The organism is Kribbella sp. NPDC051718, from assembly GCF_040681515.1.
GTDB lineage: Bacteria > Actinomycetota > Actinomycetes > Propionibacteriales > Kribbellaceae > Kribbella.
In genome coordinates this window covers 1,101,280-1,119,483 of record NZ_JBFAYZ010000001.1, presented here as the reverse complement: position 1 = coordinate 1,119,483, position 18,204 = coordinate 1,101,280, and the positions used below count along the sequence as shown (strand labels likewise).

Annotated in this window: 20 protein-coding genes; 11 read left to right on the top strand and 9 right to left on the bottom strand. The window is 67.4% G+C overall.

Annotated features, from left to right (window positions below):
- Positions 1-15: 15 nt before the first annotated feature.
- The gene (locus tag AB0M15_RS05470) at positions 16-456 is read left to right on the top strand and encodes a GNAT family N-acetyltransferase (RefSeq protein ID WP_363814163.1); all 441 of its coding nucleotides are present in this window, start codon (positions 16-18) and stop codon (positions 454-456) included.
- Here the strand turns inward: AB0M15_RS05470 and AB0M15_RS05465 are convergent.
- The 5 genes from AB0M15_RS05465 to AB0M15_RS05445 are packed head-to-tail and all read right to left on the bottom strand — an operon-like array spanning position 410 to position 4,368.
- The gene (locus AB0M15_RS05465) at positions 410-685 is read right to left on the bottom strand and encodes a hypothetical protein (RefSeq protein WP_363814161.1); all 276 of its coding nucleotides are present in this window, start codon (positions 683-685) and stop codon (positions 410-412) included. The two genes, AB0M15_RS05470 and AB0M15_RS05465, sit on opposite strands and share 47 nt — an antisense overlap.
- Positions 682-1,134: a GNAT family N-acetyltransferase gene (locus tag AB0M15_RS05460; protein ID WP_363814159.1), complete on the bottom strand. Its 453-nt coding sequence runs from the start codon at positions 1,132-1,134 to the stop codon at positions 682-684. The genes AB0M15_RS05465 and AB0M15_RS05460 overlap by 4 nt, the downstream gene beginning before the upstream one ends.
- Entirely contained in the window at positions 1,134-3,506 is a 2,373-nt protein-coding gene (locus tag AB0M15_RS05455; RefSeq protein WP_363814577.1) for an excinuclease ABC subunit UvrA, read from the bottom strand. Before AB0M15_RS05455 ends, AB0M15_RS05460 begins: the two co-directional genes overlap by 1 nt.
- Positions 3,503-3,913 (bottom strand): VOC family protein, encoded by a 411-nt coding sequence (locus tag AB0M15_RS05450; protein ID WP_363814157.1) that lies wholly within the window; start codon positions 3,911-3,913, stop codon positions 3,503-3,505. The genes AB0M15_RS05455 and AB0M15_RS05450 overlap by 4 nt, the downstream gene beginning before the upstream one ends.
- Positions 3,914-3,918: 5 nt before the next feature.
- Positions 3,919-4,368 carry a helix-turn-helix transcriptional regulator gene (locus AB0M15_RS05445; RefSeq protein ID WP_363814155.1) on the bottom strand — a complete coding sequence of 150 codons (450 nt, stop codon included), beginning with the start codon at positions 4,366-4,368 and terminating at the stop codon, positions 3,919-3,921.
- Positions 4,369-4,491: 123 nt separating this feature from the next.
- Here AB0M15_RS05445 and AB0M15_RS05440 point away from each other — a divergent pair, with 123 nt between their 5' ends.
- From AB0M15_RS05440 to AB0M15_RS05420, 5 genes are all read left to right on the top strand, one after another.
- Positions 4,492-5,769, top strand: coding sequence for an MFS transporter (locus AB0M15_RS05440; protein ID WP_363814153.1), 1,278 nt, complete (start codon positions 4,492-4,494; stop codon positions 5,767-5,769).
- 95 nt (positions 5,770-5,864) lie between these two features.
- Complete coding sequence (locus AB0M15_RS05435) at positions 5,865-7,784, top strand: heparinase II/III family protein (protein ID WP_363814151.1); 1,920 nt, start codon at positions 5,865-5,867, stop codon at positions 7,782-7,784.
- An 86-nt stretch (positions 7,785-7,870) separates the two neighbouring features.
- The gene (locus AB0M15_RS05430) at positions 7,871-8,284 is read left to right on the top strand and encodes a VOC family protein (RefSeq protein ID WP_363814149.1); all 414 of its coding nucleotides are present in this window, start codon (positions 7,871-7,873) and stop codon (positions 8,282-8,284) included.
- Position 8,285: 1 nt separating this feature from the next.
- Complete coding sequence (locus tag AB0M15_RS05425; protein WP_363814575.1) at positions 8,286-9,170, top strand: alpha/beta hydrolase; 885 nt, start codon at positions 8,286-8,288, stop codon at positions 9,168-9,170.
- On the top strand, positions 9,167-9,685 hold the full coding sequence (locus AB0M15_RS05420) for a DinB family protein (protein WP_363814147.1): 519 nt from the start codon (positions 9,167-9,169) through the stop codon (positions 9,683-9,685). Before AB0M15_RS05425 ends, AB0M15_RS05420 begins: the two co-directional genes overlap by 4 nt.
- Before the next feature lie 5 nt (positions 9,686-9,690).
- Here AB0M15_RS05420 and AB0M15_RS05415 read toward each other — a convergent pair whose 3' ends face one another.
- Positions 9,691-10,662, bottom strand: a complete 972-nt coding sequence (locus tag AB0M15_RS05415; RefSeq protein WP_363814145.1) for a 2-hydroxyacid dehydrogenase — start codon at positions 10,660-10,662, stop codon at positions 9,691-9,693.
- 156 nt (positions 10,663-10,818) lie between these two features.
- On the opposite strand from AB0M15_RS05415, the gene AB0M15_RS05410 reads away from it, so the two are divergent.
- The gene (locus AB0M15_RS05410) at positions 10,819-12,291 is read left to right on the top strand and encodes an alpha/beta hydrolase (protein ID WP_363814143.1); all 1,473 of its coding nucleotides are present in this window, start codon (positions 10,819-10,821) and stop codon (positions 12,289-12,291) included.
- On the opposite strand, the gene AB0M15_RS05405 is transcribed toward AB0M15_RS05410, so the two are convergent.
- Positions 12,288-12,941, bottom strand: coding sequence for a response regulator transcription factor (locus AB0M15_RS05405; protein WP_363814573.1), 654 nt, complete (start codon positions 12,939-12,941; stop codon positions 12,288-12,290). The two genes, AB0M15_RS05410 and AB0M15_RS05405, sit on opposite strands and share 4 nt — an antisense overlap.
- Complete coding sequence (locus AB0M15_RS05400) at positions 12,938-14,065, bottom strand: histidine kinase (RefSeq protein WP_363814141.1); 1,128 nt, start codon at positions 14,063-14,065, stop codon at positions 12,938-12,940. Before AB0M15_RS05400 ends, AB0M15_RS05405 begins: the two co-directional genes overlap by 4 nt.
- Before the next feature lie 92 nt (positions 14,066-14,157).
- On the opposite strand from AB0M15_RS05400, the gene AB0M15_RS05395 reads away from it, so the two are divergent.
- The 3 genes from AB0M15_RS05395 (at position 14,158) to uppS (ending at position 16,506) form a co-directional block, all read left to right on the top strand.
- Positions 14,158-15,156: a magnesium and cobalt transport protein CorA gene (locus AB0M15_RS05395; protein ID WP_363814139.1), complete on the top strand. Its 999-nt coding sequence runs from the start codon at positions 14,158-14,160 to the stop codon at positions 15,154-15,156.
- A gap of 39 nt (positions 15,157-15,195) precedes the next feature.
- The gene (locus AB0M15_RS05390) at positions 15,196-15,630 is read left to right on the top strand and encodes a VOC family protein (protein ID WP_363814137.1); all 435 of its coding nucleotides are present in this window, start codon (positions 15,196-15,198) and stop codon (positions 15,628-15,630) included.
- Between the two features lie 99 nt (positions 15,631-15,729).
- Positions 15,730-16,506, top strand: coding sequence for a polyprenyl diphosphate synthase (gene uppS / locus AB0M15_RS05385; RefSeq protein WP_363814135.1), 777 nt, complete (start codon positions 15,730-15,732; stop codon positions 16,504-16,506).
- A gap of 1 nt (position 16,507) precedes the next feature.
- Here uppS and AB0M15_RS05380 read toward each other — a convergent pair whose 3' ends face one another.
- Positions 16,508-16,996 carry an Lrp/AsnC family transcriptional regulator gene (locus AB0M15_RS05380; RefSeq protein WP_343975049.1) on the bottom strand — a complete coding sequence of 163 codons (489 nt, stop codon included), beginning with the start codon at positions 16,994-16,996 and terminating at the stop codon, positions 16,508-16,510.
- A 118-nt stretch (positions 16,997-17,114) separates the two neighbouring features.
- On the opposite strand from AB0M15_RS05380, the gene AB0M15_RS05375 reads away from it, so the two are divergent.
- Positions 17,115-18,203 (top strand): thiamine pyrophosphate-dependent enzyme, encoded by a 1,089-nt coding sequence (locus tag AB0M15_RS05375; protein WP_363814133.1) that lies wholly within the window; start codon positions 17,115-17,117, stop codon positions 18,201-18,203.
- Position 18,204 lies beyond the last annotated feature (1 nt).

The window sequence follows — 18,204 nt, the reverse complement described above, 5'->3', positions numbered from 1 at the left end:
GCCTAGCATTACCCGGTGCTGATCGAAGAGCGGGTGATGGGGGACGGGGAGCTGGACGGGCTGCTGGCGGCCGCCTTCCGGGAGTTGGTGGCGCGCTATGGGGGCGATGGGCGCTCGACGGTGCACGAGAGGGCGCGGTTTCTGGTGGCGCGGGTGGATGGACGAGGCGTCGGGTGTGGGGCATTGCAGCCGACTGGGGATCCGCTCGTGGGCGAGCTGAAGCGGATGTATGTCGAGCCGGCCTTTCGCGGGCGCGGGATCGCGTCGGCTGTACTGGCCGGCCTCGAGGAACTGGCGTCAGGCGTGGGCTATCGGGCACTCCGCCTGGCAACGGGTGAGCGGCAGCCGGAGGCGATTGCCTTGTACGAACGCTGCGGCTATCGATCGACCGAGCCGTACGGCAAGTACGTCAACGATCAGCTGGCGCGCTGCTACCAGAAGACCCTCGCCTGCTGATCCGCCAATGCCGGCCCAGCCAGCCCGTTGCAGCCACCGAAATCGCGAGGGCCAGCGTGGCCAGCAGCCAGTGGCTGCCTTCGCCGGCGATGGCGGCGCCGAAGAAGCCGGCGTAGAAGGCCACGAGTATCGGCCAGGGGGCCGCTTCCTTGCGGATCGGCGGAAGCCAACTGGCGGCTCCGAGAGCGAGGATGGTGATGACCACCAACCACGGTGGGTCGGTGGTCACAGGGTGGTCCAGGAGTAGAGCAAGCCGGTCGGGTCTTCTCGGGGTGCTCCGACGAGGGTGAAGTCGCAGCGGAGCGCCAGGCGTTGGGAGGCGAGGTTGTCGGAGGACGTGATCGCGATCAGGCGCTTCAGGTCCGGGGACTCGGCGACGTGGTGTTGGAGGAGGCGTAGGGCTGCTGTGCCGACGCCGTGCCCGCGGTGGGCGGCGGCGAAGAGGTGATAGCCGACCAGAGCCTCGTCCAGGTGGCGGTCGTGGAGGAAGATCTGGCCGACCAGGACCTCGGAGCGGAAGATGCCGAAGTAGAGCATCGATGGATCGGATGCCGCGCGGTCGGCCCACGTCAGCGAGTGCCTGACGGTGGGGTCCGTCAGGCACTCGTGGACGTCTGCCGGTCGTACTGCGGCCTGCGAGACCAACTCGTCACGCAGCGGCGGGCCGGAGTACAGCATCAGGATGCGACGTAGGCCGCGAGGTGTTTGCCGGTGAGGGTGGATTGGTGGGTGATCAGGTCGGCGGGGGTGCCTTCGAAGACGATTTGGCCGCCGTCGTGGCCGGCGCCGGGGCCGAGGTCGATGATCCAGTCGGCGTGGGCCATCACTGCCTGGTGGTGTTCGATGACGATGACTGATTTCCCGTCCTCGACCAGGCGGTCCAGCAGGCCGAGGAGTTGCTCGACGTCGGCCAGGTGGAGGCCGGTGGTCGGCTCGTCGAGGACGTAGATGCCGCCCTTTTCGCCCATGTGGGTTGCCAGTTTGAGGCGTTGGCGTTCACCGCCGGACAGCGTCGTCAACGGTTGGCCGAGGCTGATGTAGCCGAGGCCGACATCCGCCAGGTACGTCAGGATCTTGTGCGCGGCCGGCGTCCGGGCGTCTCCTTCGGCGAAGAACTTCTCCGCCTCGGTGACCGACATCGCCAGTACTTCGCTGATGTCCCGCCCGCCGAAGCGATACTCCAGCACCTCTTCCTTGAACCGCTTCCCCTCGCACACCTCGCAAGTGGTCGCGACCCCGGCCATCATCGCCAGGTCGGTGTAGATCACCCCGGCGCCGTTGCAGTTCGGGCAGGCGCCCTCGGAGTTCGCGCTGAACAGAGCAGGCTTCACCCCGTTGGCCTTCGCGAATGCCTTGCGGATCGGCTCGAGCAGTCCCGTGTACGTCGCCGGGTTGCTACGCCGCGACCCCTTGATCCCCGCCTGGTCGATCGACACCACATCAGCGGACGGCGGCACCGACCCGTGGATCAGCGACGACTTCCCCGACCCCGCGACACCGGTCACGACGGTCAGCACTCCCAGCGGGATGTCGACGTCGACCGACTGCAGGTTGTGCGAACTGGCACCCCGGATCTCCAGGAAACCGGAAGGCTCCCGCAGCGAAGGCTTCAGCGACGCCCGGTCGTCGAGGTGCCGGCCGGTCAACGTGTCGCTGGTCCGCAGCCCCTCGAGGGTGCCCTCGAAGCAGATCGTGCCGCCGCCGGTGCCGGCGCCCGGCCCGAGATCGACGACGTGGTCGGCGATCGCGATCATCTCCGGCTTGTGCTCGACCACGAGCACCGTGTTGCCCTTGTCGCGGAGCCGGAGCAGCAGCTCGTTCATCCGCTGGATGTCGTGCGGGTGCAGCCCGATCGACGGTTCGTCGAAGACGTAGGTGACGTCGGTGAGCGAGGACCCGAGGTGCCGGATCATCTTGACCCGCTGCGCCTCACCACCCGACAGCGTGCCGGCCGGCCGGTCGAGCGACAGGTAGCCGAGGCCGATCTCCACGAACGAGTCGAGCGTGTGCTCCAGCTTCTCCAGCAGCGGCGCGACCGACTTGTCCTTCAGACCGCGCACCCAGTCGGCCAGATCGCTGATTTGCATCTTACAGCAGTCGGCGATGTTGGTCCCGTTGATCTTCGACGAGCGGGCGCCCTCGTTCAGCCGGGTTCCGTCGCACTCCGGGCAGGTCTGGAAGGTGATCGCCCGCTCCACGAAGGCGCGGATGTGCGGCTGCATCGCCTCCACATCCTTGGCCAGGAAGGACTTCTGGATCTGCGGGATCAGGCCGCTGTAGGTGAGGTTGATGCCCTCGACCTTGATCTTGGTCGGCTCCTGGTAGAGCAGCGCCTGCAGTTCCTTCTTGGTGAACTTCGCGATCGGCTTGTCGACGCTGAAGAAGCCACAGCCGCGCAGGATCCGGCCCTGCCAGCCGTCCATGCTGTAGCCGGGGATGGTGAGCGCGCCCTCGTTGATCGTCTTCGACGCGTCGTACAGCGCGGTCAGATCGAAGTCGGTGACCGAGCCGCGGCCCTCGCATCGCGGGCACATGCCGCCGGTGATGCTGAAACTGCGCCGCTCCTTCGTGGTCTGGCCGCTCTTCGTCAAGGTGACCGCGCCGGCGCCGCTGATCGAGGCGACGTTGAAGGAGAACGCCTGCGCCGAGCCGATGTGGGGGGTGCCGAGCCGGCTGAACAGGATCCGCAGCATCGCGTTCGCGTCGGTCGCCGTGCCGACCGTGGAGTGCGGGTTGGACCCCATCCGCTCCTGGTCGACGATGATCGCCGTCGTCAGCCCCTCCAGCACGTCGACGTCCGGCCGGGCGAGCGTCGGCATGAAGCCCTGGACGAAGGTGCTGTAGGTCTCGTTGATCATCCGCTGCGAGTCGGCCGCGATGGTGCCGAACACGAGCGAACTCTTGCCCGACCCCGAGACGCCGGTGAACACCGTCAGCCGGCGCTTCGGGATCTCGATGCTGACGTCCTTCAGGTTGTTCACCCGCGCGCCCTGGACCCGGATCAGGTCGTGGCTGTCAGCAACATGTTCTTTCTTCGGCATCGTCGTCAGCGCGCTTCCTGGAGCCGGACCATGTTGCCGGACGGATCGCGGAAGGCACAGTCCCGGACGCCGTAAGGCTGGTCGATCGGCTCCTGCACGATCTCCACGTCGGTGGTCTGCAGCTTGGCGAACGCCGCGTCGACATCGGGCGTCGCGAGCAGGATGCTGGCGAACGTGCCCTTGGCCATCATCTCGGTGATGAGCTTGCGCTCCTCCTCGGTGATGCCGGGGTCGACCGCCGGCGGGTGCAGCACGATGCTGGTGCCGGGCTGGCCGGGCGGGCCGACGGTGAGCCAGCGCATGCCGTTGTAGCCGACGTCGTTGCGCAGCTCGAAGCCGAGCGCGTCGCGATAGAACGCGAGCGCGGCATCCGGATCGTTGTGGGGGAGAAAACTCGCGCTGATCGTGATGTCCATGGCCGTCACGCTAGCCGTGACTCGGGGCCGGGCGCTTCTCGATTCCTGATCGGTCTGCTCACGTGCTTCGACAGCAGCGTCGGCATCCCGGCCAGTTCCCCCGCGGCCTGCTTGCGATACACACTCGGCGGTACGCCGACCAGCTCGGTGAACCGGGTGCTGAAAGTACCCAGCGACGAGCACCCCACCTCGAAGCACACGTCCGTGACGCTCAGATCGCCCCGCCGCAGCAGCGACATGGCCCGCTCGATCCGCCGGGTCATCAGATAGGCGTACGGTGACTCTCCGTAGGCAAGCCGGAACTGGCGGCTGAGATGCCCACCCGACATGTTCACCCCCCGGGCCAGCGCCTCGACGTCGAGCGGTTGCGCGTACTCCCGGTCGATCCGGTCCCGGACGCGCCGCAGCAGCGCGAGATCGCGCAACCGCTGGTCGTCGTCCGTCTTGCCGCTCATGTCACAGATCGTGCCATATTCCGCAGACTGCCGGGGGCACGATCGAGCCCGCCTGTGGACAACCAGGTCGAGACGGTCGCGGGCGCTCCGACGTACCGGGTGAGGCGATGAAAGGGGTGCACGATGCGATCGACGGCAGATCGTCTGTTACGGACTTACCTGACGCTCATGGTGGTGTCGACGGCTGCCTCGTCGATGATCTGGGGCATCAACACGCTGTTCCTGCTGGACGCCGGGCTGAGCGTGGGTCAAGCATTCGCGGCCAATGCGTTCTTCACGCTGGGGCAGGTGCTGTTCGAGGTGCCGACGGGCGTCGTCGCGGACACGGTCGGCCGGCGGGCGTCGTACCTGCTGGGGACGGCCACCCTGGTCGGGTCCACCTTGCTCTACCTGCTGCTGTGGCAGGTCAAGGCAGGGTTCGCGCCCTGGGCGGTGGCGTCGGCGCTGCTCGGGCTCGGGTTCACCTTCTTCAGCGGGGCGACGGAGGCCTGGCTGGTCGACGGGCTGGCGGCCAGTGGGTACCAGGGGTCGCTCGAGTCGGCATTCGCCAAGGGGCAGGTCGCTAGTGGTGTCGCTATGGTCGGCGGCACGATCGCTGGTGGCGTACTGGCTCAGTCGACCAACCTCGGTACGCCGTACCTGGTACGCGCCGTACTACTCGTCCTGACCTTCGTCGTGGCCTGGCGGGCGATGCATGACGTCGGGTTCGCGCCGAAGCCGCGTGTGTCGGTCATTGCTGAGATGCGGGACATCCTGCGCTCATCGCTCGACCACGGCCTGCGCAACCCGCCGGTGCGCTGGTTGATGCTCGCGGCCCCTTTCACCGCAGGTGTCAGCATGTACGGCTTCTACGCCGCCCAGCCGTACCTCCTGCAGCTCTACGGCCACGCCGACTCGTACGCCGTCGCAGGGGTCTCTGCTGCCATCGTCGCCCTCGCGCAGATCCTGAGCGGCGTCACTGCACCAGCTGTGAGCCGACTCTTCCGATCCCGTACTTCGGTATTTCTGCTGATCGCCGTCGTCACGGCCGTCGTGCTGGTCCTGATCGGGCTGGTCTCCACCTTCTGGCTGGCGCTGGTCCTGCTGGCGATCTGGGCGACCGTCTTCGCAGCTATCACTCCTGTCCGGCAGGCACTCCTGAACAGCCTGATCCCGTCCGCTCAGCGGGCGACCGTGCTGTCCTCGGACAACCTGCTCGGCTCGGCCGGCGGCGTGGTCATCCAGCCGGCGCTCGGGAGGGCTGCGGACGTGTGGGGCTATGGGCAGGCGTACGTCGTCAGCGCCGGCATCCAGCTCCTCGCGGTGCCGTTCATTCTGCTGGCCCGACGAGACGCTCCAGTCGGCGACCAGATCTCTCCGCTGAACTCGAGCCGCACCCACCCCGAATACGACCCGGCATAACTTTCCGGCCGTTTTGCTCATCGTGCTTCGTGCACGGGGATTCAGCGCTCGGGTTGGGGGAAGTCATGGTGGCTAGGCGGTCTTTGAGTGCGGCGGTGGGGTTCGCACTTGCGCTGGGGGCGCTTGTCGCAGGTACGCCGGAGGTGGTGGCGGCCGAGCCGGTGAGGCCGGGGATCGCGGTGCTGCCCGACCTGCCTGAGGTGGGGGAGTCGCAGTTCGAGCCGGGTGAGAGCAACTTCGTACCGCCTGTTGCGCCCGCCGCGGCTGATCTGAAGAGCTTGGCCGCCAAGGCGACCGGGACTGGTATCTACACCTGCCCGGGCTTCAGCACAGTCGACGACAAGACCTCTGTGGCGATGCTCAAGGCGGACAAGTATGCGTGGGGTCCGTACGCGGCGTACAAGGTCGGCAACGGCAGCGGGAACATCAACTGGCGGCTCAATCCCTACAAGAACCGCAGCTGGTACATGTGGTTCCACTCGCTGCGCTGGCTCGGGCAAGGGATCGTCGCGGCCGGCAAGGGGGATACCGCCGCGATGGCCCGGGTCGCCACGATCAGCAAGGACTGGGTCGCCGACAATCCGTACTCCTGGAAGGCGGACGCCGGCGCCTTCGAGTCCACGATGCACCGGACCAACGTGCTGCTGTGCCTGCGCCAAGCGGTCATGGCGGGGCTGGGCGTCACAGCGTTACCGGCGGCGTACAGGTGGATCGACGTCGCGCTGGTCAACCACGCCAGGTTCCTGACCGCCAACTGGAGTGGGGTGTGGAACCACGGTACGGACGAGAGCATCGCGCTGTTCGGTGTCGGCTGCACGCTGAACCGCAACGACTACAAGGCGACCGCGCAGAACCGGCTGGCGACCGCAATCACCACCGCGATCGACTCGCAGGGTTCGACCAACGAGCAGTCAACGGCTTATGCACAGTTCAACTACAACCTCTGGGGCCGTGCCGTCACCGCGCTCAAAGCCTGCGGAGCCAACCCCGGTACGACGATCACCACGCGGCGCGAGTTGATGGCCGGCTGGCTCGCGCTTGCCACCAACTCCCTCGGCAAGCTGCACCAGCTCGGCGACTCGGAAGTCGTCGCTACCGGCCCGGTCGCTGGTACGCCGCTGGCTTATGCGGGCACCCTCGGCCGGGAGGGCACAGCTCCGGTCCGGCGGATCGGCACCTTCAAGGCGGGCTACGTATTCGGACGCACGGGGTGGGGCGAGACGCGTCCGTTCACGCAGGAGTCGGCGTACAGCATCCGGTACGGGCCGTCGCGGGCCGCGCACGGCCACAGCGACCACACGGCCATCACCTACACGTCGCGTGGCCGGGACATCCTGATCGACGGCGGTCACTCCGGCTACCAGAAAGACGTCTGGCGTACTTGGGTGGTCAGTCCGTACGCAGCCAGCGCCATGACGACTCCGTTGGCCGCGCAGACCGACCCGGTCACAAAGTTGACCCGGTCAGTTATCAACCCGACTTCCGAATTCTATGAGTTCGCCGATGTGCCGGGCGTCGGGATCAGCCGGTATCGCGCGGTTCTGGTGCTCAAGAATCCGGATCTGATCGTCACGCTGGACCGGGCGAGCAGTCAGAAGGCACAGCAGTTCCAGACCCTGTGGCACCTGCCGTCCGACCAGAAGGCGACTGTCTACTCACGGACGACGGCGATCGGGATGAAGCCGGGCGACACGACCCGGACCATCCTGTTCCAGGTGCCTTACCGGCAGCCGTTGCCGCGCGGGGCGATCCTGGTCAAGCAGGGCCAGACCAAGCCGATCCAGGGCTGGCACTACCCGACCATCTTCACCCGGAAGTCCGCCCCGACGCTGATGTTCGCGCGTGCGGGGACGCGGGCCTCGATCCTGTCCGTCATCGCCCCGGTACGGGCCACTGGATCCGTGCAATACAAGGGCCGCTGGTCAGGTACGACGTACGTCGTCGATCTGGTCGTCGCGGGCGTCAAGACGTCCTTCGGGATCACCCCGGCGGGGTCGCTCTACCGCGTTCGGTGACGGCCCGGGCCGAGCTGTCGAAAAGTGTCCGGCGGTGGGTCTAGTGTGCGAGCGGTCAGGGGAATTTCGGGCGAAGGGGCAGACTGATGGCATCACGACTCAATCCGTACATCGGCTTCAACGGGGACGCGCGGCAGGCGTTCGAGTTCTACAAAGAGGTCTTCGGCGGCGAGCTGGCGATCAACACGTTCGGCGAGTTCGGCGCGTCGGACGTTCCGGACGCCGACAAGATCATGCACGCGATGCTGGAGACCCCGCAGGGCTACACCCTGATGGGATCGGACACTCCGTCGCATCTGGACTTCCAGCCGGGCAACAACATCTCGGTCAGCCTCAGCGGTGACGACAGCGCCGAGTTGCACGGGCTGTTCGACAAGCTCGCCGAGGGTGGCACGGTGACGATGCCGCTGGAGAAGCAGATGTGGGGCGACGAGTTCGGCATGGTCGCCGACCGGTTCGGGATCTCCTGGATGGTCAACATCAGCCAACCCCAGGGCTGAGCTGACGACGGAGCTGCTGCGTCTGCCGGATGGGCGGCAGGCGCAGTACTGGAGTGGCGGCGACCCGGACGGGCCGGTCGTCTTCTTCCTGCACGGGTGCCCGGACACCAGGCATGCGGCGTACTGCGGGGACGTGGCGGCCCGGCGTACGGGCGTGCGGTTGGTTGCGGTCAATCGGCCGGGGTACGGGTTGTCGACCGAGGTTGCGTCGAGCCATTTGTCGGTGGCGGATGACGTCGCGGCGGTGGCCGACTTGCTGGGCGTCGCGCGGTACGGCGTGCTGGGCATGTCCATCGGTGGGCCGTATGCGCTGGCGTGCGCGGCGAGGCATCCCGAGCGAGTGACGGCGGTCGGGGTGGTGGCGAGTCCGGCGGAGGTTCCGTCGCTTGATCCGCCGTACCACCGTGATGATCTCGGCGACGAGCAGAAGGGGTTGTTCCGGGCCTTGGCGCGGACGAAGCCCAGGGATGCGGTGGAGCTGATCCGGCCGGAGTTCGAGGCGTATGTGGAGAAGCTCGCGCCTGGTGATCCGGATGACGATGCGCTGGCCGGGCGGTTCTGTGCCGGGCTGGGGGCGCTCGACGCCGAGGTTGCCGGGCGGCAGACGGCTGCCGAGGTCGCCGCGGCCACTCGGGAGGCGCTGGTGAACACGGCCGGCTACCTGCGTGATGCCGCGATCTCCTTCAGGCGTTGGGATTTCCGCCCTGAGGTGATCAGTTGCCCGGTGAGTCTGTGGTACGGCGAACTCGACGCCAACGCGTCCGTCCGCAACGGCGAGTGGCTCGCGGAGCGGATACCGGGGGCCGAGTCAATCGTTCGTCCGGGGGAGGGGCATCTCGGTAGTCTGCACAACCACTGGGACGAGGTGCTCGGCAGATTGGGGTGACCGTGAACGAGGTGCTCTTCGACGCGGTCCGGCACAACAACTGGGCGACCCAGTCGCTGCTCACGTTCTGCCGCGACCAGAACTTCACCGCGGAGCAACTCGAGGTGACCGGCGTCGGCACCTTCGGCGGCATCCTCGCCACCCTCCACCACATCATCACCTGCGACGGCAGCTACCTACGCCGCCTGGCCGACAGCGACCTGCTGCCCTGGGCCGACGGCGGCCCGCCCGAAGCCGACTTCGCCACCTTGGCCGTCTGGGCCGAGGAAGCCCGCCTCCTCTGGGAAGACGTCCTCAGCAAGCCGATAGACGTCGAGCGCGTCGTCGTCGTCGACGACGGCCTCCGAGCCTGCCACGCCGGCATCTTCATCGCCCAGTCCCTCAACCACGCCAACCACCACCGAGAACATGTCTGCGCCATCCTCACCGGCTTCGGCATCGAACCCCCAGACATCCAAGCCTGGGAATACGCCTGGTCCACCAAGCGAATCTGGGATCTTCCTGCTGCCGAGTAGATGCGTCAGGTGGGTAGCTGGTTGACCAGGTTGGTGGATTCGGGGACGGGGGTCAGTGGTGTGCCGGTGGTGAACCAGTTGGTGAGGTTGTCTACGACTAGTTGGCCCATGGCGTTGCGGGTGGGGATGGTGGCGGAGCCTACGTGGGGGAGTAGGACTGCGTTGGGGAGGTCCAGGAGGGCCGGGTGGACCTGGGGTTCGTGTTCGAAGACGTCCAGGCCGGCGCTGAGGATGGTGTTGGTGGACAGGGCTTCGGCCAGGGCTGCTTCGTCGACGACTGTGCCTCGGGCGATGTTGATGAGGATGCCGTCGGGGCCTAGGGCGTTCAGGATTTCTGCGTTGACCAGGTGGCGGGTTTCGTCGCCGCCGGGGATGACGATCATCAGGATGTCCACGGCGGTGGCCAGTTCCAGCAGGGTCGGGTAGTAGGTGTAGGCAACGTCTTTGGGGTGGCGGTTGTGGTAGGCGATGTTGATGCCGAATGCCTGGGCGCGGTGGGCGATCGCCTCGCCGATCCGGCCGAGGCCGAGGATGCCCATCGTGCGGCCGTTCAACGTTGCCTTGGTCAACGGGTAGGCGCCGTCGGGCCAGGAGCCGGCGCGTAGGTAGCGCTCGGCGCGGGACAGTTCGCGGGCCGTCATCAGCAGCAGGCCGAGGGCGGTGTCGGCGACCTCGTCGTCCAGTACGCCGGGAGTGTTGGTGACGATCACCCCACGCTCGGCGGCCGCCACCGCGTCGATCTTGTCGTACCCGACACCGAAGCTGGCGACGATCCGCAAGGCGGGCAAGCGGTCCAGGAACGAGGCGTCGATCGTAGTACCGCCGGTCGCGACCGCGGTGATGTCTTTGGCGCGCTCGGCCAGCACCGCGTCCGGATCGTCGGCCTCCCACAGGCGGATGACGTCGAAGGCCTCGGCGGTCCCGGTCAGTACCGTCTCGTTCATCGGGCCAGGCATCAGCACTGTGGGACGTGACATCGGAACTCCCGCGGGTCGAGGACTTGCCGCCAACCCTATTTCGCCGCCTCCGCCGTGAGACGGAGGGCCCATCCCCCGGACGGCAGAGAACGATCGTCAGAAGGTCGTCCCGCGGCGCGATGTGCGCGCCCGCTCCGGATTTCTAGGTTCAGGGGTATGCGAAAAACCTTGGCCGCGGCGCTCGCGGCAAGCTTGATGATCACCACGGTGACAACCTCAGAAGCCGTAGCGGTGCTGGACTGGCATGGCTGTAGTACCGGTTCTGCGGATGAGGTCGGGCAGCAGTTGGATGCGGTCGGCGCGCAGTGCGCGGAGCTGCAGGTGCCGCTCGACTACGCGCACCCGACTGGGCGGCAAATCACCGCCGCCATCGCGCGTCGGCCCGCGACCGACACGAAGCATCGCCTGGGGACGCTCGTGGTCAACGTCGGCGGTCCCGAGGCCTCCCGGCAAGGCGTCAACGTCTTCCTCGACGCCTCCCCGAAGGTCGCCGCGACCTACGATCTCGTCGGCATCGACCCGCGCTTCTTCGGGCGCAGTACGCCGCTCGAATGCAACTGGCCGACCAACCGCTATCTCAACCTCGCCCAGTTCGGTACTCCGGATCGCGCGTCGTTCGAGCACAGCGTCAGCCTCGCGAAGGACCTCGCCGGTCGCTGCGCACCGTACGCCGACGTGCTCCCGTTCGCCTCCACCCGCAACATCGCGCGCGATCTGGACCGAGTCCGGGGGGCGCTCGGTGAGCGCCGGATCTCCTTCCTGGGTTGGTCGTACGGGACGTACCTCGGGGCGGTCTACCTCCAGCTGTTTCCCAAGCACAGTGATCGATTCGTGCTCGACAGCTCGCACGGTCCGGATTCGTATGGGCCGCGGTGGACTCGTGAGACGGCGTCGGCGGACGCCGGCGCGCTGGCCGATTGGGCGGGGTGGGTTGCGCGGCGCGATACGGAGTACGGGCTTGGTACTACGAAAGCGCGGGTGCTGGCGACCGTCGATCACATCGCTCGGGTGGCGAAGCGGCGGCCGCTGATCGTCGGCACGCATCGGGTTGATGCGGCGATGCTTCCGGGGTTGTTGCTGACCGTTGCCGATACGGATGAGCTGTATGGGGAGTTCAGTGCGCAGGTTCGCGTGTTGCGGGATGCGGCTGCTGGGTTGCCCGTCACGCCGACGGCGGTGCAGGAGGAACGGTTCGGGCTGTACGAGTTGGCTGACGTGATCCCTGAGTTCGGCTTCAGCGCCAGCAATGCCAACCAGTGCGCGGATCGGGCGACTCCTCGTGACCCGGAGGTCTACTACCGGGATATCCAGGCGCATCTCAGCACTGAGCCGCTGTACGGACCGCTGGCTCGGCACGTCACCCCATGCGCCTTCTGGCCGACCTCCCCGGTCGAGAAGCCGACAGTGATCGACAACAACCGCCCGGCCCTGATCGTGAGCGCTACCGGTGACCCTGCCACTCCGTACGCCGGACAGGTTGCCATGCACCGCGCACTCAAGGGCTCCCGCCAGCTCACGGTCGCTAACGCGTACCGGCACGGTGTCTTCCCCTACACCGCTTGCGTCAACGACACCGTCAACCGCTACCTGGGCGAGGGAGTTCTACCGGCTAGCGACCTGACCTGCTAGCGGTGGCCGGGGCGGACCAGGCCGGCTTCGTAGGCGACTACTACTGCTTGGACTCGGTCCCTGATGCCTAGCTTGGCCAGTAGGTTGCTGACGTGGGTCTTCACGGTGCCGGGGGAGACCGTCAGGTGCTGGGCGATCTCGGCGTTCGATCGGCCACGGGCGATGGCGATCAGTACTTCCCGCTCGCGGTCGGTCAACGCTGCAACCGCCCGTACTGCGGCCGCGTCCTCCCCAGGCGCCAGGTGCTCTAGTAGTCGCCGGGTCGTTGAGGCGGCTAGTACTGCGTCCCCTGCATGCACGGTACGAATCGCCGCCAGCATCTCCTCGGGTGGCGCGTCCTTCAGCAGGAACCCACTGGCGCCGGCCCGGATCGCGGCCAGCGCGTACTCGTCCAGGTCGTACGTCGTCAGCATGATTACCCGAGGCGAACACTCCAACGCCACCGTCCGCCGAGTCGCCTCGACCCCATCCATCCCCGGCATCCGTACATCCATCACCACCACATCCGGCCCCAGCCGCTCAGCCTCCCGCACCGCACTGAGCCCATCCCCAGCCTCCCCCACCACAGCCAGGTCGTCCTGCGACTCGATCACCATCCGGAACCCGGCCCGCACCAACACCTGATCCTCAACCAACAGCACCCGAATCACCACGGCAACCAAGCCTCCAGCCGCCAGCCCCCGTCGATAGACGGACCAGCCTCGACGGACCCGCCGTAAGCAGCTACCCGCTCCCGCACTCCCATCAACCCATACCCACCCACTCCATCCCGGGAGGGCTGCTCGGCCACTCCGCTGTTGGTGACGGTGATTGTCAGCTCGGTGGTGGTCCAGTGGAGGGTTACTGCGGTGTGGGGGTTGGGGCCGGCGTGCTTGAGCACGTTGGTCAGGGCTTCCTGGACGGTGCGGTAGGCGGTTAGTTCGCGGCCGGGGTCAGAGGGTGGTGGTGAGGGCGGCATGGTGAGGGTGACGGCTTGGCCGGCTGACTGGAGCTGGGTGATGAGGGTGGGGATGTCAGCCAGGCCGGGAGCCGGTGGGGGTGGGGTGGTGGGGGTCGGGCCGTCTCGTAGTACGCCGAGGATCTGGCGGGTTTCGGCTAGCGCCTGGCGGGCGTAGGTGGCGATGGTCGTGAGGGCTGCGGTGCCGGCTTCGGGGGAAGTACCAGCGGCGTAGCGGCCTCCGTCGGCTTGGGCGATCAGTACTGCGAGCGAATGCGCCACCACGTCATGCATCTCCCGCGCGATCCGGTTTCGCTCACCTAGTACCGCGAGCCGATCGCGCGCCGCCAACTGCTCCAACCGCACGCGATGCAGCGACCCAAAGGCCCACGCCCCCAGCACAGTGCTCCCCATGAACGCCCCCAGCAGCACGTGCGCCGCCACCCCGTCAGCCAGCTGCGGCCAAGACAACCCACCCAGTACCGCCCCAACCAGCCCAGAGCCCACCCCGACCCGCGCAGCCCACACCGGCCCGTACGCCGAGAGCGCGTAAACCGCCATCGGTACGGCCACATCGGCCGGCAACGCCCCGGCACTGTCACGCATCGTCAACCACTGCACGAGCGCGGCCGCCATGACCACACCAGCACACGCCACCGGAGCACGCCGACGCACCACCAGCGGTACGACCAGGAGCGCTGTCAGCAGGAAGGAGCCCCACCCGCTCCCGGCGATCACCTCGAAGAGCAGGCAACCACCCAGCAGTAGGCCGGCCGCGCATGCGTCGACAGCTAGTTCATGCGAGCGCACCCAGGATTCCACCCGCTCGCCAAGCACAACGGCCACTGTAGTTGCCCCGCCCACAAGTCAGGGGTACCGCGGGCGCGGTACCGGCGAGCACCATCGGAGGAGACAGTGAGGAGCTGAGCATGATCATCGACTGCGCTTACTACCGGGACGGCCGTCGGCAGCACGTCGGGGCGATGTCGGTGGAGGATGCTGCGTCACACTGCCGGCTGGGTGGGTTCGTCTGGCTCGGGCTGTTCGATCCGACGCCGGAGGAGCTGACGCAGGTCAGCAAGAACTTCGGGCTGCACGAGCTCGCCGTCGAGGACGCTCAGACCTTCCACCTGCGGCCGAAGGTCGAACCGTACGAAGGGGACATCCGGCTCGTCATCCTCCGCACCGCCCGGTACGACGACGAGCGCGAGGAAGTCGACTTCGGCGAAGTCAGCGTGTTCGTCGGCCCGTCGTTCGTGATCACCGTCCGGCAAGGTGTCGCCAGCGAGCTGCACGGCGCCCGGACCAGGCTCGAGCAACGACCCGAGCTGCTGGAGAACGGGACCAACTCGGTGCTCTGGGCAATCCTCGACCAGGTCGTCGACACCTACGGGCCGGTGGTGGCCGAGCTCGAACGCGACATCGAGGAGGTCGAACGGACCGTCTTCGCCGGCTCGGTCGCGCCGACGGAGCGGATCTACTTCCTCCGGCGTGAGGTCACCGACTTCTACCGGGCGGTGCACCCGCTGCTCGCAGTACTGGCGACGATCGAACGCGGAGCGCGGAGTACCGGGTTGTTGCCGTACTTCCGCGACGTGCACGACCACCTCGTGCTGGTGAACGAGGAGGTCGCCGCGCAACGCGACCTGCTCGCGACCGTGCTGGAGGCGAACATGGCGGTGATCTCGGTGGAGCAGACGAAGGTGAGCGTCCAGCAGAACGCGACCATCGAGCAGCTCACCATCCTCGCGACCGTCTTCCTGCCGCTGACCTTCGTGACCGGCTTCTTCGGCCAGAACTTCGGCTGGCTGGTCGACCACGTCGGCGCGTTCTGGGACTTCGCCGTCCTCGGCCTCGGCGGCCTGCTCGTCCCCTGCATCATCCTCTTCATCTGGATCCGCCGCCAACGCGCCACCCGAAGTCAGTAGCGGTCAGCTCCTGGCCGCTACCGTCGGCAGGCTGGGCGCATGACTACAAACGGAACGGCCAGCTTGCATGCGTACTTCGGGTATCGGGATGCCGTCGCGGCGTTGCGATGGCTCAACGACGCCTTCGGGTTCGAGACGACGATGGAGTATCCCGACGACAAGGGCGGGATCATGCACGCCGAGATGCGGCGTGGGGATGCGTCCTTCACTCTCTTCACCGACGAGGAGGGGTACGAGAAGCTGCCGCGCAAGGGCGACAGCGTGGGGCACGGGCTGTACATCGCGCTCGGGTCCGAGGCCGAGGTCGACGAGGTGTACGCCGCCGCGACCAAGCACGGCGCCGAGTCCGTCTGGACGCCGGACACCACCGAATGGGGCAACTACCGTTGCCGGGTGACCGATCCGGAGGGATACGAGTGGACGTTCGGCACCCATGTTCCGGGGCAGCCGGCGACCGGGTGGAGCGAGGAGTAGAACGCCTTGCGGTGCTGGGTTTGTTGAGTATGCAAAGGGAGTTTCAAGGACTGGGCGACGGGCTGTGCGTTACGGACCGAGACGAGTAAGTTACTCCGCATGCCCGTCACCAGTCCGCTGTATGCCTTGTACGTCCGCCGCCTCCGCTCCCAGCTCGCCGGCCGCGCGTTGCCCGAGCACATCGGTGTGGTGACGGATGGGAACCGGCGCTGGGCACGGGGCAAGGGACACAGCAACCCGAGCGTCGGTCACCGGCGCGGCGCCGAGCACATCGAGAACCTGCTCGGCTGGTGCGAGACCGCCGGCGTACCGCACGTCACCGTCTTCCTCTGCTCCACCGAGAACCTCGCCAAGCGCGACGACGCCGAGGTCGCCTACCTGATGGAGGCCGTCGAGGAGATCGTCGCCGGCCGCCTCGCGCAACCGGGCGGCCGTTGGCAGGTACACATCGCCGGCCTCCTCGACCTGCTGCCGGACAGTACCGCGCACGCGTTGAAGAACGCCGTCGACGCGACCAGGGATGTCGCCACCGGCAACCACGTCACTCTCGCGATCGGGTACGGCGGTCGCCAGGAAGTGGTCGAGGCGGTCCGCTCGCTGCTCGAGTCCGAAGCGGATTCCGGCAACGACCTCAACGGCCTGGCCGAGACGCTGAACGCGGACGACATCACCAAGCACCTCTACAACGTCGGCCAGCCCGACCCCGACCTGATCATCCGCACCAGCGGTGAGCAGCGGATGTCGAACTTCCTGCTCTGGCAGAGCGCCTACTCCGAGCTCTACTTCTGCGAGGCGTACTGGCCGGCCTTCCGCGAGGTCGACTTCCTCCGCGCCCTCCGCTCCTACGCCGACCGCAACCGCCGCCGCGGCGCCTGATCTACAACGTCCCGAGGTCCTCGAAGATCAGCGCCGTGCGGGTGCCGAGGACTTCGGGGATGGCCTGGAGTTTCTCCAGGACGACCCGGCGCAGGCCTTCGTTGTCGGCGGCGCGGACCAGGAGGATGGCGTCGAAGTCGCCGCCGACGAGGGCCATGTGTTTGACCTCGGGGATCGCCTGGAGCTGTTCGCGCAGCGCGCGCCAGGACGACTGGCGGAGACTGAGGGTGACGTACGCCGAAGTGGCCAGCCCGAGTTTGAGCGGGTCGACGGTCGCCGTGAACCCGGTGATGACGCCGGTCGTCGTGAGGCGTTCGACCCGGGCGTAGGCGTTGGCCCGGGAGATGTGCACCTGGTCGGCCAGGGCCCGGATCGAGAGCCGGCCGTCGCGGCTCAGGGCCGCCACGATCTGCCGGTCGATCTCGTCCAGCGCCGGGGCGACGACCATCTGTCCAGGTTCGGCCGGGCGGACCGTCACGTCGTCGGACATTCTGCTCCTCCATGGGCACCGGCCGGACCGATCGTCTGAGGATTCTCCCAGCTATGGATCCGAATGGCCAGAAGTATGACGATGAACCATCCGTACGTCTCCCTGCGCAGGAGGGTTCATGACTACCGTCGAGGAGCGTTTGCTCCCCTCCGATCACCCGGTCCAGCTCGTCGACGAGCACGGCAAGCGGCACGACGACCCGCAGTACGGGATGCCGCCTGTCGAAGCTCTCGTCGACGGTTACGCACAGTTGGTCGTGGGCCGCAGGATCAACGACCAGGCCAGCGCGCTCGTCCGCCAGGGCCGGCTCGCGGTCTACCCGTCGTCGCACGGCCAGGAGGCCTGCCAGATCGCCGCCACCATGGTGCTCGGCGAGCAGGACTGGCTGTTCCCGACGTACCGGGACACCGTCTCCATCGTCAGCCGCGGCGTCGACCCGATCGAGACGCTGACGCTGCTGCGCGGCGACTGGCACTCCGGCTACGACCCGTACGAACGCAATGTGGCGCCGCAGTCGACGCCGCTTGCGACGCAGCTGATCCACGCCGTCGGGGTCGCGCACGCCGCGCGGCTCAAGGGCGAGGACACCGTCGTGATGGCGCTCTGCGGTGACGGCGCGACCAGCGAGGGTGACTTCCACGAGGCGCTGAACTTCGCGGCCGTGTTCAAGGCGCCGGTGGTGTTCTTCATCCAGAACAACGAGTACGCGATCTCGGTCCCGCTCGCGCGGCAGACGGTCGCGCCATCCCTTGCGCACAAGGGGATCGGGTACGGCGTACCGGGCGAGCGAGTCGACGGCAACGACCTTGCCGGGCTGCTCGCCGTACTGGGGTCCGCTGTCGCCAAGGCGCGGGCCGGTGAAGGGCCGCAGCTCATCGAGGCGCACACCTATCGGGTGCAGGCGCACACGAACGCCGATGACGCGACGCGGTACCGCAACGAGGCCGAGGTTCAGCCTTGGCTGGAGCGGGATCCGTTGAAGCGGCTGGACGCGTATCTGTCGACCGAGGGGTTGCTGGACGACGCCAAGCGGGCCGAGGCGGCCGCGGCTGCCGACCAGGTCGCCGAGGATCTGCGGGTCGGGTTGATGCAGGAGGTGTCGCCGGATCCGGCGGAGCTGTTCGCGCATCTGTACGCGACGCCGACGCCGCAGCTTGTCGAGCAGGCCGCTTTCTTGCAGGACGAACTGTCGCGAGAGGAGGCCTGAT